At 72.5% G+C, this 13,025-nt stretch carries 12 protein-coding genes and 1 riboswitch; of the genes, 2 read left to right on the top strand and 10 right to left on the bottom strand.

The window, feature by feature from the left end; translation table 11 throughout:
- The first annotated feature begins 162 nt into the window (after positions 1-162).
- Together CCN51_RS45510 and CCN51_RS45505 are read left to right on the top strand one after the other, a co-directional pair.
- Positions 163-855, top strand: coding sequence for a uridine kinase family protein (locus CCN51_RS45510; RefSeq protein ID WP_014174920.1), 693 nt, complete (start codon positions 163-165; stop codon positions 853-855).
- A 413-nt stretch (positions 856-1,268) separates the two neighbouring features.
- Positions 1,269-3,170 (top strand): AAA family ATPase, encoded by a 1,902-nt coding sequence (locus CCN51_RS45505; RefSeq protein ID WP_014174921.1) that lies wholly within the window; start codon positions 1,269-1,271, stop codon positions 3,168-3,170.
- Positions 3,171-3,205: 35 nt separating this feature from the next.
- Here CCN51_RS45505 and CCN51_RS45500 read toward each other — a convergent pair whose 3' ends face one another.
- The 10 genes from CCN51_RS45500 to CCN51_RS45455 all read right to left on the bottom strand — a co-directional run.
- A complete protein-coding gene (locus CCN51_RS45500) occupies positions 3,206-4,366 on the bottom strand; it encodes a hemolysin family protein (RefSeq protein ID WP_014174922.1) in 1,161 nt (386 codons plus the stop codon).
- Positions 4,363-5,766 (bottom strand): hemolysin family protein, encoded by a 1,404-nt coding sequence (locus tag CCN51_RS45495; RefSeq protein ID WP_014174923.1) that lies wholly within the window; start codon positions 5,764-5,766, stop codon positions 4,363-4,365. Before CCN51_RS45495 ends, CCN51_RS45500 begins: the two co-directional genes overlap by 4 nt.
- A gap of 224 nt (positions 5,767-5,990) precedes the next feature.
- Entirely contained in the window at positions 5,991-6,458 is a 468-nt protein-coding gene (locus CCN51_RS45490) for a PH domain-containing protein (RefSeq protein WP_014174924.1), read from the bottom strand.
- Between the two features lie 58 nt (positions 6,459-6,516).
- Positions 6,517-7,365, bottom strand: coding sequence for an ATP phosphoribosyltransferase (hisG, locus tag CCN51_RS45485; RefSeq protein WP_014174925.1), 849 nt, complete (start codon positions 7,363-7,365; stop codon positions 6,517-6,519).
- A gap of 45 nt (positions 7,366-7,410) precedes the next feature.
- Positions 7,411-7,683 carry a phosphoribosyl-ATP diphosphatase gene (locus CCN51_RS45480; protein ID WP_014174926.1) on the bottom strand — a complete coding sequence of 91 codons (273 nt, stop codon included), beginning with the start codon at positions 7,681-7,683 and terminating at the stop codon, positions 7,411-7,413.
- 48 nt (positions 7,684-7,731) lie between these two features.
- Positions 7,732-8,205, bottom strand: coding sequence for a 6,7-dimethyl-8-ribityllumazine synthase (ribH, locus tag CCN51_RS45475; RefSeq protein WP_014174927.1), 474 nt, complete (start codon positions 8,203-8,205; stop codon positions 7,732-7,734).
- 66 nt (positions 8,206-8,271) lie between these two features.
- Complete coding sequence (locus tag CCN51_RS45470; RefSeq protein WP_014174928.1) at positions 8,272-9,681, bottom strand: bifunctional 3,4-dihydroxy-2-butanone-4-phosphate synthase/GTP cyclohydrolase II; 1,410 nt, start codon at positions 9,679-9,681, stop codon at positions 8,272-8,274.
- Complete coding sequence (locus CCN51_RS45465) at positions 9,678-10,307, bottom strand: riboflavin synthase (RefSeq protein ID WP_014174929.1); 630 nt, start codon at positions 10,305-10,307, stop codon at positions 9,678-9,680. The genes CCN51_RS45470 and CCN51_RS45465 overlap by 4 nt, the downstream gene beginning before the upstream one ends.
- Positions 10,308-11,444, bottom strand: coding sequence for a bifunctional diaminohydroxyphosphoribosylaminopyrimidine deaminase/5-amino-6-(5-phosphoribosylamino)uracil reductase RibD (gene ribD / locus CCN51_RS45460; protein WP_014174930.1), 1,137 nt, complete (start codon positions 11,442-11,444; stop codon positions 10,308-10,310).
- Between the two features lie 146 nt (positions 11,445-11,590).
- Positions 11,591-11,721: riboswitch (FMN riboswitch) on the bottom strand.
- Positions 11,722-11,802: 81 nt separating this feature from the next.
- Positions 11,803-13,025: alginate lyase family protein (locus tag CCN51_RS45455; protein WP_107426242.1), on the bottom strand; the 1,223-nt coding region annotated here is incomplete at its 5' end.

The raw sequence follows: 13,025 nt of genomic DNA, 5'->3' as shown, positions 1-13,025 counted from the left end.
TATGGCCGCTGCGAATGGTGTCAGGCCAGTGATTCCCGGTGCGGCACCTCATCAATATTGGTGTGGACCATTGGAGTGAAACGGAGGGAACGGCGGGGTGCGCGCGGAGCCGGAAAACAGCGGCGCGACCGGGCCGGGACGGCGGCCGTAAGGTGGTCGGCGATGGACCTCTCCGACATAGCCACCGACCTGCCCGGCCCCCTCGCCGCCCCGGACACGCCCGGCGAGCCCGACGCGCCCGACGCGCCCGCGCTCGATGCGTTGGCCCGCCTGCTGTGCGCGCTGCCGCCCTCGTGCGGACCGGTCCGGCTGGTCGCGGTGGACGGGCATGCGGGGTCCGGTAAGACCACGTTCGCCGGGCGGCTGGCGGCGGCGCTCGGCGGCGCCCCCGTGCTGCACACCGACGACCTCGCCACCCACGAGGAGCTGTTCGCCTGGACCGGGCGGCTGCGCGAGCAGGTCCTCGTCCCCTTCGCCCGCGGCGCCGCCGCCCGGTACGCGCCGTACGACTGGGTGGAGCGCCGCTTCGCGGCCGACCGGCGGCGGCTGGCCCCTGCCCCCGTGGTGCTGATCGAGGGTGTGGGGACCGGCCGCCGCGCCCTGCGCCCGTATCTCGCGCGGCTGCTGTGGATGGAGGTGCCCGATGTGGAGTCCTGGCGGCGGGGACAGCTGCGGGACGGACCGGAGCTGTCCACATTCTGGGACGGCTGGCTTCCCGCCGAGCGCGCGCATTTCGCCGTGGACCCCTCGCGCCCGTATGCCGAAACTCTGGTAGTGCAGCGAAAAGAGGGGTACGAGTTGCAGGCGGGGCCCGCCGTGGCGGCCCGAACCCCCCCTCGGCCTCACACTGCGTAACCACGAGCGTCCGATCGGCGCTCCCGACCCGCGACGCGCGCCTCAACTCGGCTTGACCGGGGGCCCATACAGGTCTTACGTTCTCAATGTGTGACTCGTACGAGTCGCCCCACAACGCGAAGCCCCCGGTTGTTCCCCCGTGATCGGGGGCTTCGTCCTGTCCGGGGACCCCTCCGGGGGTTCCTGGGGGTCCCTTTCCGCCGCTTTTGTTCCGCACCCCCCTCACCCTCGGTGACCAGCGTCTTCCGGCCTTTCGCGCCCCGTCTGCGCCCCCGCGCACGCCGCCCGGCCAGGCAAGTTGGACACGAACAGCCGTGCGGCACCCTCGGCCCGTGCGGCCTGCGCAGGTACGATGCGAAAACGGGGCAGCCGCCCCTGCGGCAACCACGGGGGCAGGGTTTGTGGGGGACGTGATGGATTTCGGCACGCAGAGTTCGCACGCCCCAGCCGATCTCGCCTGGCTGCGCGCCGTCGACGCCTACACCATGGGCGCGTACGCGCAGGCCGAGGACGAGTTCCGGGTCGCGGTGCGGCACGACCCCGGAATGGCCGACGCCTGGCTCGGCCTGCACGCGCTGCGGGCCGACACCACGACCGCGCTGCTACGGATGTACCGGCACCGCGACCGCTTCGGCGAGCAGCGCGCCCGCCACCACCGCACCCTGAACTCCTGGTACTGGCTGGGCTGGTGGGTTCAGCCGGTGCTGGAGACCAGCCGGGACCTGCTGCTCGCGCACGCCTCGCACTGGCTCGACGGCCGCCACGTCCCCGAGCTCGACCGGGCCCTGGCCGGCTGCCCGCCCGTCGAGGCCGATCCGCAGGCGCGCTTTCTGCACGCCTGCCGGGCGTATCTGGTCAAGGACTGGGAGCAGCTGGTGCGGCACACCGAACCGCTGCTGGACGATCCGTTACTGGGCATCGAGGCGGGGCTGTTCGGCGGGATGGCCCGGGTGCGCCTGGAGATGTTCGGCCAGGCCGAACCGCTGCTCGCCGCCGCCTTAATGCGCTGCCGCAGCGAGCAGCCGCAGCGCAAGGAGCTGCGCTACTGGCTGGCCCGCGCCCATGAGGGCACCGGCCGCAGCGCCGCGGCGCTGCCCCTCTACCGCGCGGTGCACCGCATCGACCCGACGTTCATGGACACCTCGGCCCGGCTCGCGGCCATAGCCGAGGGCGACGGCCTGGACGAGACCGCGGACCTGGCCGCCGTATCGCTGGCCGGACTCGGCAGCCAGGACGCCGCCGAGGGCCGCGACGCCGCCGCCACCGACCCCGACCCGCTGGTCGCCGCCGACCCGCCGGACGGCCGCGAGCTGCGCACCACCGGCCCGGATCCGGAGGGCTCCCCGCTGGTGAGCTCCCCCGTGGTGGCCTCCGACGGCCCGCGCGAGCGGGTCGGCGTACCCCCGCAGCCCGGCCCCTCCGACCCCGTCCTGCTGGAGAACGCGCTGCAGGAGCTGGAGCGCATGGTCGGCCTTGAGCCCGTCAAACGGCAGGTGCGGGCGCTGTCGGCGCAGCTCCATATGGCCCGGCTGCGCGCCGGGCAGGGCCTCCCGGTCCAGCCGCCCAAGCGGCACTTCGTCTTCTCCGGCCCCTCCGGCACCGGCAAGACCACGGTCGCCCGGATCCTCGGCCGCGTCTTCTACGCGCTCGGACTGCTGGGCGGCGACCATCTGGTGGAGGCCGGGCGCGCCGATCTGGTCGGCGAGTATCTGGGCCAGACCGCCGTGAAGGCCAATGAGCTGATCGACTCGGCGCTCGGCGGGGTGCTGTTCGTGGACGAGGCGTACTCCCTGTCCAACTCCGGCTACAGCAAGGGCGACGCGTACGGCGACGAGGCGCTGCAGGTGCTGCTCAAGCGCGCCGAGGACAACCGCGACCGCCTCGTGGTGATCCTGGCCGGCTACCCCGAGGGCATGGACCGGCTGCTGGCCGCGAACCCCGGCCTCGGCTCGCGCTTCACGACGCGCGTCGACTTCCCCAGCTACCGCCCGCTGGAGCTCACCCGGATCGGCGAGGTGCTGGCCGCCGAGAACGGCGACATGTGGGACGAGGAGGCGGTGGAGGAGCTGCGCTCCATCAGCGGACACGTCGTGGACCAGGGCTGGATCGACGAGCTGGGCAACGGACGGTTTCTGCGGACGCTGTACGAGAAGAGCTGCGCCTACCGGGATCTGCGGCTGTCCGGCTGGACCGGCGCGCCGACCCGCGAGGACCTGGCCACGCTGCGGCTGCCGGATCTGATGCAGGCATACGGCGAGGTCCTGTCGGGCCGCGGCCCCATGTACCGCGACCCGCAGGACCCACCGTTGGAGTAGACCCTTGCGGCCTACGGCTGAGCGGGGGTCCCCGCTCAGCCGACCATCGCCCGCTCCTCCTCCTCCGCCGAGGCCGCGGGTTCGGAAGCCGCCGGTTCGGAAGGCGCGGGTTCGGAAGGCGAAGGCGCCGCCTCGCCGCGGGGCTCGGCCACGCGGTCGCGGGTCCCGCCCCGGTGGGCGGGGTCGCGCACCTCGCCGACCAGCATCTCCAGGACGTCCTCCAGGGCGACGAGCCCCAGCACCTTGCCCGAAGCGTCGGCGACGGCCGCCAGATGCGCGGCGGCCCGCCGCATCACGGTGAGCGCGTCGTCCAGCGGCAGCTCCGCCCGCAGGGTCCCGATCGGGCGCCACAGATGCTGGGGTACGGCCCGCTCCCGGGCCTCCAGGTCCAGGACGTCCTTCACATGCAGATAGCCCATGAAGGCCCCGCCGGTCCCGCGCACCGGGAAGCGCGAGTAGCCGGTCCGTACGGTCAGCTCCTCGATCTGTTGGGGCGTGACCGAGGGGTCGACGGTGACCAGGCCCGCCGGGTCGAGCAGGACGTCCGTGACCGGGCGGCTGCCCAGCTCCAGGGCGTCGGCAAGCCGCTCGTGCTCGCCGGGGTCGAGCAGTCCGGCCTGCCGGGAGTCCTCGACGAGGTGGGTCAGCTGCTCGCTGGTGAACACCGCCTCGACCTCGTCCTTGGGCTCCACCCGGAACAGCCGCAGCACCAGCCGGGCACAGGCGCCGAGCAGCGCGGTGACCGGCCGGCACAGCCGGGCGAAGGTGACGAGGCCGGGCCCGAGCCACAGCGCGGTCTTCTCGGGGGCCGCCATGGCCAGGTTCTTCGGCACCATCTCGCCGATGACCAGGTGCAGACAGACCACCACCGCGAGCGCGATGGCGTAGCCGAGGGGGTGGACAAGACCGCTGGGCAGATGGACGGCGTGGAAGACCGGCTCCAGCAGATGCGCGACGGTCGGCTCGGCGACCGCGCCGAGCGTCAGCGAGCAGATGGTGATGCCGAACTGCGCGGCCGCCATCATCTGCGGCAGGTTCTCCAGCCCGGTGAGCACCGTACGGGCGCGGGCCGAGCCCTCGGCCGCGCGCGGCTCGATCTGGCTGCGGCGTACGGAGACGAGGGCGAACTCGGCGCCGACGAAGAAGCCGTTGGCGAGGACCAGGAGAGCGGCGAAGAGAAGTTGGACCAGGCTCATCGTTCCGCCCCCCGCGCGGCGCCGCCGGCAGCACCGCTTGCCGTGAGTGTGCCGGTGGCGGCGGCCGCCCCGGCTCCGGTGCCGGTGCCCGTGCGTATGATCCGCACCCGCTCGGCCCGGTGGTGTCCGACCTGCCGGACCGAGAGGTTCCAGCCGGGCAGCTCGGCGGTGTCGCCGACGGCCGGGATCCGCGCGAGGAGGTCGGCGACCAGCCCGGCCACCGTCTCGTACGGCCCGTCCGGCGCCTCCAGGCCGATCCGGCGCAGGGTGTCGACGCGGCAGCCGCCGTCGGCCTCCCAGGCGGGGCGGCCGTCCTCGGCAGGGGCCGGCATGAGGTCCGGGGTGTCCGCGGCCTCGTCGTCGTGCTCGTCGCGCACCTCGCCGACCAGCTCCTCGACGATGTCCTCCAGGGTGACCACGCCCGCCGTACCGCCGTACTCGTCGACGACGACGGCTATCGGCTGCTCGCTGCGCAGCCGCTCCAGGAGCGGCTGGACGGGCAGTGTCTCGGGGACGAGCAGCGGGGGCTGGGCGATCCGCGCGACCGAGGTGCGCAGCCGCTCCTCCGAGCGCACCGCGAGGGCGTCCTTGAGGTGCACCATGCCGATTACCTCGTCGAGGCGGTCGCGGTAGACGGGGAAGCGGGACAGCCCGGTGGCGCGGGTGAGGTTGAGCACATCCTCCGCGGTCGCGGAGGACTGCAGGGCGCTCACCCGCACGCGCGGGGTCATCACATGCTGCGCGGTCAGGTCGCCGAGGGAGAGGGTGCGTACGAACAGGTCGGCGGTGTCCTGCTCGATCGCGCCGGCCTGCGCGGAGTGGCGGGCCAGGGAGACCAGCTCACCGGGGGTGCGGGCGGAGGCCAGCTCCTCGGTGGGCTCGACGCCGAGCGCCCGCACCAGCCGGTTGGCGACCGTGTTGAGCAGGGCGATGACCGGGCGGAAGAAGCGCGCGAAGGCGTACTGCGGCCCGGCGACGAACCGCGCGACCTGAAGTGGCCGGGAAACGGCCCAGTTCTTGGGCACGAGCTCGCCGATGATCATCTGGACGGCGGACGCGACCAGCATGCCCACGACGACCGCGACACCGGAGACGGCGCCGTGCGGCAGCCCGGTGGCGGTCAGCGGCGGGGTCAGCAGCTCACCGAGCGCCGGCTCCGCGAGCATGCCGACCACCAGGGAGGTGATGGTGATGCCGAGCTGGGTGCCGGAGAGCTGGAAGGACAGCTCGCGCAGGGACTCGACGACGGTCCCGGCCCGGCGGTCGCCCTCGGCGGCGGCCCGCTCGGCGTCCGGCCGCTCGACGGTGACCAGGCCGAATTCGGCCGCCACGAAGAAGCCGTTGGCGAGGATCAATACGAGTGCTGCGGCGAGCAGCAGGAGGGACAGGGTGGTGCTCATGCCGCCGCCATCGGTTGATGAGGGGCGGCGCAGGTACTACAGGACGATCCGTCCATCTCTGGAGGGAGTCACTCCTCGGGTCGCAGGGGCCTGCCGGGGTGCGCACAACGGCGCGCGGACAGGTGGTACGGGCCGGGGCACTGGCAGCGCCCCCGCAACAGAGTAATCAAGGATCCGGCTTTCCGGGCAGGCCCCGGTACCCGGACAGGGCCGATCGGGCGGCCTCAGTGCATGCCGTGCTGCTCGGCGAGCGCCCGCAGAGCGCGTGCGTCGCCGATGGCGCGGGCCTTGGCGATACCGGGCTGGATGCCCATCGCGGGCAGGCTGGTGCCGTCGGAGAGATCCAGGTAGACCCACGGGTCGCCGGGCCGCAGATTGACCCGGAGGACCTCCGCCCACGCCAGCCGGCGCTTGGTCGTCAGGTTGACCACGGTCACCCCGTCGGCGTCGGCGACCACCTTGGGCCGGCTGAGCAGCGCCAGCACGCCGAGGAACAGCAGACCGGTGAAGACGAAGCTCAGCTTCTCCCCCGGGCTCAGCCGCTCCAGGAGCAGCGCGATCGCGCTGAGGGCGACGGCCTGGGCGACCCCCACGGTCAGCAGGACGGCCCGGGTGCGGGTCGGCCGGAAGGTGACGGGGAGGGCGGGGAGCCCGGCAGGGGGCTGCGCGGGCACCGACTCAGAGGCGGACACGTGGCGTGGGGTCTCTCCGTGAGCGGAACGGTGGGTCTGGTGCGGGGATGTCCGGGGCTCAGAGGCGGCAGGCGTGGATGCCGGTGGTCAGGATGGCCCGCGCCCCCAGGTCGTACAGCTCGTCCATGATCCGCTGGGCGTCCTTGGTGGGGACCATCGAGCGGACCGCGACCCAGCCCTCGTGGTGCAGCGGGGAGACGGTGGGCGACTCCAGGCCGGGGGTGAGCGCCACGGCCCGCTCCACCTGCTCGACGCGGATGTCGTAGTCCATCATCACGTAGCGCCGGGCCACCAGGACGCCCTGCATCCGGCGGAGGAACTGCTGGACCTTGGGGTCGTCGGCGGGGGCGCCGGTGCGGCGGATGACGACCGCCTCGGACTCCAGAATCGGCTCGCCGATGATCTCCAGACCGGCGTTGCGCAGGGTGGTGCCGGTCTCGACGACATCCGCGATGACTTCGGCCACACCGAGCTGGATGGCGGTCTCGACGGCGCCGTCGAGGTGTACGACGGCGGCGTCGACGCCGTTGTCCGCGAGGTGCTTGGTGACCAGACCGGAGAAGGAGGTGGCGACCGTCATACCGCCGAACTCGCTGACGTCCTTCGCCGTACCGGGCCGGGTGGCGTAGCGGAAGGTGGAACCGGCGAAGCCGAGCTGCATGATCTCCTCGGCCCGGGAGCCGGAGTCGAGCAGCAGATCACGGCCGGTGATGCCGATGTCCAGGCGGCCGGAGCCGACGTATACGGCGATGTCGCGGGGGCGCAGGAAGAAGAACTCGACGTCGTTCTCGGAGTCGACGAGCACCAGTTCCCTGCGGTCCTTGCGCTGCCGGTAGCCCGCCTCATGGAGCATCGCCGACGCAGGCTCGGACAGTGAACCCTTGTTGGGGACGGCGATGCGCAGCATGAGACCTTTTTCCTTACGTGGGCGAGGGCTGGGGCTGGGGCGTGCTCAGAGGTGAGCGTAGACGTCGTCGAGGGTCAGGCCCCGGGCGATCATCATCACCTGGAGGTGGTAGAGGAGCTGCGAGATCTCCTCGGCGGCCGCGGCGTCGCTCTCGTACTCCGCGGCCATCCACACCTCGGCGGCCTCCTCCACGACCTTCTTGCCGATGGCGTGCACACCCGACTGAAGCAGGTCGGCGGTGCGGGAGGTGGCGGGATCGGCCGTGAGGGCCTTCTGCTGAAGCTCGGCGAAGAGCTCCTCGAACGTCTTCTTGGGCATGATGCCCGTCATCCTACTGGGGTCGCACGATGCGACTCGGCGCCAGGGTCAGGCGACCGACCGGAGCGTGAGGGCGGTGGCGACGGCCGCGGTGACGGCCTCGTGGCCCTTGTCCTCGTTCGACCCTTCGAGCCCGGCCCGGTCCAGGGCCTGCTCCTCGGTGTCGCAGGTCAGCACGCCGAAGCCGATGGGCATCCCGGTGTCCACGCTGACCTGGGTGAGGCCCTGGGTGACGCCCTGGCACACATAGTCGAAGTGGGGGGTGCCGCCGCGGATGACGACGCCCAGGGCCACGACCGCGTCGAAGCCGCGGTCGGCGAGGGCCTTGGCGGCCACCGGCAGCTCCCAGCTGCCCGGTACGCGCAGCACGGTCGGCTCGTCGATGCCCAGCTCGGCCAGGGCGCGCCGCGCCCCGTCGACGAGCCCGTCCATCACCTGGGCGTGCCACTGGGCGGCCACGACGGCCACGCGCAGGGCTCCGCCGTTCTCCACGGACAGCTGGGGGGCTCCCTTACCGCTCACGTCTACTTCTCTCCTTGGTGCGGGTGTTGCTCTGGTGCTGGTGGTGCTGGGGGTACGGGGCTGTGGCTACTGGTTGCCGCAGGCGGACATCGGCTGGGGGCGGCCGCTCTCCAGCCACGGCAGGTCGTGGCCCATACGGTCGCGCTTGGTGCGCAGATAGCGCAGGTTGTGCTCACCGGCCTGGACGGGCATCGGCTCCCGGCCGGTGACCCGCAGCCCGTGCCGGACCAGCGCCGCGGTCTTCTCCGGGTTGTTGGTCATCAGGCGCAGCGAGCGCACACCGAGGTCGGCGAGGATACGGGCGCCGGCGGCGTAGTCGCGGGCGTCGGCGGGCAGGCCGAGTTCGAGGTTGGCGTCGAGGGTGTCGCGGCCCAGCTCCTGCAGCTCGTATGCGCGCAGCTTGGACAGCAGCCCGATGCCGCGGCCCTCGTGGCCGCGCAGATAGACCACCACGCCGCGGCCCTCGGCGGTGATCCGCTCCAGGGAGGCGTGCAGCTGGGGGCCGCAGTCGCAGCGCTGCGAGCCGAAGACATCGCCGGTCAGGCACTCGGAGTGGATACGGACCAGGACGTCCTCGCCGTCGCCGATGTCGCCCTGGACGAGGGCGATGTGCTCGACGCCGTCGGTGGTGGAGCGGTAGCCGTACGCCTGGAAGTCGCCGAAGGCGGTGGGCAGCCGGGTCTCGGCCTCGCGCCGCACGGTGGGCTCGGTGGCCCTGCGGTAGGCGATCAGGGCCTCGATGGAGATGATCGCCAGCCCGTTGCGGCGGGCGAAGGAGACCAGTTCGGGCAGGCGCAGCATGGTGCCGTCGGGGCCCGCGATCTCGCAGATCGCGGCGGCCGGGCGCAGCCCCGCCAGCCGGGCGAGGTCGACGCCGGCTTCGGTGTGGCCGTCGCGGGTGAGCACACCGCCGTCGCGGGGGCGCAGCGGGAAGATATGGCCGGGGCGCGCGAAGTCCTCGGGGGTGGAGTGCGGATCGGCCAGCAGGCGCAGGGTGGTGGACCGGTCGGCGGCGGAGATGCCGGTGCCGACGCCGTGTTCGGCGGTGGCGTCGACCGAGACGGTGAAGGCGGTGCGCATGGACTCGGAGTTCTCCTCGACCATCTGCGGCAGCCGTAGCCGGTCGAGGTCGGCGGCGTCCAGGGTGGCGCAGATCAGCCCGCGGCACTCGCTCATCATGAAGGCGACGATCTCGGGGGTGGCCTTCTCGGCGGCGACGATGAGGTCGCCCTCGTTCTCCCGGTCCTCGTCGTCCACGACCACGACGGGGCGCCCGGCGGCGATCTCGGCGATGGCCCGCTCGACGGAGTCGAGGGACAGCTCGTCGGGCCATTCGGGGGCGCTCTGCGGGCTCGGCACGGCCTGCACGGCCTGCACGCTCTGCACGGGGGTCATGTGTCGCTTCCTGGTGTTGCTGCTGTCCATGCTGTCCACGCTGTCCATGGGTGTCTGGGGCTCGCCGACGGGGGCGGTCATGCGACGGCCTCCTCATCCGTGATGGCCGGGGCGCCCGCGCCCTTGCCCAGCAGCCGCTCGACGTACTTGGCGAGCACGTCCACTTCCAGGTTGACGGGGTCGCCGGCCTGCTTGACGCCGAGGGTGGTCAGGGCGAGGGTCGTCGGGATGAGGCTGACGGTGAAGTAGTCGGGGCCCGCGTCGACGACGGTCAGGCTGATGCCGTCGACCGTGATGGAGCCCTTCTCCACGACGTAGCGGCTCAGATCGGCGGGGAGCGAGATCTTGACGATCTCCCAGTGCTCGGAGAGCTTGCGCTCGACGATGGTGCCGGTGCCGTCGACGTGCCCCTGCACCAGGTGGCCGCCCAGGCGCCCGCCGAGCGCCATCGGGCGCTCCAGGTTGACGCGGGAGCCGACGGCGAGGGCGCCGAGGCTGGAGCGGTTCAGGGTCTCGGCCATGACGTCGGCGGAGAACCGGCCGTCCTCGAAGTCGACGACGGTGAGGCAGACGCCGTTGACGGCGATGGAGTCGCCGTGCTTGGCGCCTTCGGTGACGACGGGGCCGCTGACCAGGAAGCGGGACGCGTCGCCCAGGTTCTCGACGGCGACGATCTCGCCCAGTTCTTCGACGATTCCGGTGAACATTCAGCTCTCCTCGGGTGCGACAGGGGCGGTGGGCGCCGGCACGGCGGTGATGCGCAGGTCGGGACCGAGCCTGGTGACGTCGGTCAGCTCGAGGCGCAACGCCTGCGTGATGGTGGTGATTCCGGCGTCGGCGAGGGCGGGGGCGCCGGCGCCGAGCAGTGCGGGGGCGAGATAGCCGACGACCTTGTCGACGGCGCGGGCGGCCAGGAACGCCCCGGCGAGGGTGGGGCCGCCCTCCAGCAGGACCGAGCGGATCCCGCGCCCGTGGAGCTCGCCGAGCAGCGCCGGGATGTCCAGGCCCGGCCCGGAGATGGCGCGCGGCAGCCGTACGGTCTCGGCGCCCGCCAGCCGTACGGCGGGGGCGTCTTCGGCGACGGCGATCAGGGTGGGCGCGGTGCCGTCCAGGACCCGGGCGTCCGGGGCGATGGTGGCCTTGCTGTCGAGGACGACGCGCAGCGGCTGCCGGGCGCCGTTCGATCCGCTTGCTCCGTTCGATCCGCTTGCTCCGCGGACCGCGAGGTGCGGATCGTCGGCGCGCAGGGTGCCGGAGCCGACCACGACGGCGTCCGACTCGGCGCGCAGCCGGTGCACATCGGCACGGGACTCGGCGGAGGTGATCCACCGGCTGGTGCCGTCGGCGGCGGCGCTGCGCCCGTCCAGGGTCGCGGCGTACTTCCACAGCACGAAGGGGCGGCCGAACCGCATCGAGGTCAGCCAGGCCTCGTTGACCGCGGCGGCCTGGTCGGCGAGCAGTCCGCTCTCTACGGCGGTCCCGGCGGCGGCCAGGGTGGCGGCCCCGCCGGCGGCCTTGGCGTTGGGGTCGGCGACCGCGTAGACGACGCGGACGATGCCGGCGTCCAGCAGCGCCTGGGCGCAGGGGCCGGTGCGGCCGGTGTGGTTGCAGGGTTCGAGGGTGACGACGGCGGTGCCGCCGCGCGCCCGCTCGCCGGCCGCGCGCAGGGCGTGGACCTCGGCGTGCGGCCCGCCGGCCCGCTGGTGCCAGCCCTCGCCTGCGGTACGGCCGTCGGCGTCGAGGATGACGCAACCGACCACGGGGTTGGGGCTGGTGTGGCCGAGGCCCCGGGCGGCGAGCGCTATGGCACGGCGCATCGCTTCGGCTTCGGCGGTGGTGGCCACCGGGTCCTCCTGCCTCTTCGGGCACGGACTCCGGGGCTGTCGAGATGACAGAAGCGGAAAGACGGCACCGGGGAACGCCTGGGCCGGGATACGGTCCGCCACAAAAGACGGGCCGCCGGGCGCGGCGCACCGGTGCACTACTCCCGCCGCGCACTGCCTCCCATCCGGACTTTCACCGTCGGTCCAGGAATTTCACCTGGTCAACCGGCCGCTGGCAGCGGACGGGTCGCGGACTGTAACCGCCGGTTCGGATTTTCACCGACCCCGGAGTGCGCTGACGTCACTGGTACGGCCCCAGTGTGCCATGGGACATCGGCACAGCTGGAGCCGCGGGAGTGTGGCTTGCCTCACCCGTCCGTCAACCAGTGGTGGCGATGCTGTCAAGCTGCTCGACGGCCGGCCGCAGCGCCCACAGGTCGCCGCCGGGCGGCGCCTGGAGCGCGGGGAGCGCCGCCTTGGCCCTGCGGTCGCCCGCGTCGGCCGCCGCGTGCACGATGTCGCTGGCCGCGTAGGCGCGGAAGTCCAGCTCCGGGTACGGCCACGGCTTGGCCCCGGTGGCCGCGGGGAGCAGCACATCGACCGCCTTGAAGAGGTTCGCCCCGTCCGGCCCCGTGTAGTGCCACAGGTCCACGCCCACGTGCTCGCCGACGGCCGCGAGGCGGGTGAAGGCGACGAGGTTGAAGGTCGAGTAGTGGAAGCTGCGGGTGCGGGAGAGCTCACCGGGCTGGGTGCCGTCCGCCGCGATCTGGGCGTCCACGCGCTTGGTGCGGGCCTCGCGGACGACCTGGCGGGCGAGGTCCCGGTCGCCCACGGCGGCGGCGATGGCGGCGACCTGCATATCGAAGAACGTGCCGTGGTTGTTCTCGGCGGCGCCCTCCTCCTTGCCGAAGTCGCTGTTCACCAGCCAGTCCAGGAACTGCTTGTTCCAGGTGCGGAAGCCGGTGTGGTCGCCGCGGGACCAGCCGGGGGCGCCGGTGTCGAGGATGGCGGCGGCGTCCAGCAGGCTGGTGAAGCCCTGGGAGAAGTCGATGATGCCGATCGAGCGGCCGTCGTACTTGCAGGGGATGAACTGGGCGTGGTTGAGGCTGGGGTTCATCCGGGTCGCGGGGTCGACGAACCAGGTGCGCAGTATCTCGGCGGCGTGCTCGGCGTAGCCGCGCTTACCGGTGTAGTACCAGGCCAGGGAGAGCTCATAGGCGGACTCGAAGACCTTGCCCACCTCGGGACGGTCCGTCATCTTGTCCACATCGGGGTTCCGTTGGCCATCCTTCTGAACGTAGGGGCAGCCGTACGGATTGTCTTCGGTCTTCGGCTGGGTGGGCCACCAGTACGGGGCCTGGCTGAAGTAGTCGTGCTTGTCGCCGCTGGGCGGCACCTGGTCCTTGTCGGTGACCGTCCAGGGGCCCTGGTTCATCCACTGGTCGGCCTGGGCGGTCAGATCGCGTACGGTCCGCTTCAGCCGCGCGTCTCCCAGCTGCAGCTTCACCTTGGTCACGGCCAGCCGTGGGCCGTCGAGCACCACGGTTTTGGGCACCGGGGCCGGATGGCGGGCGGGCTCGGCGCCCTGGGCGGAGGGGGCGG

It is taken from the genome of Streptomyces milbemycinicus (assembly GCF_002154605.1).
GTDB classification, from domain to species: domain Bacteria; phylum Actinomycetota; class Actinomycetes; order Streptomycetales; family Streptomycetaceae; genus Streptomyces; species Streptomyces milbemycinicus.
This window is presented reverse-complemented; position numbering and strand designations above follow the sequence as displayed.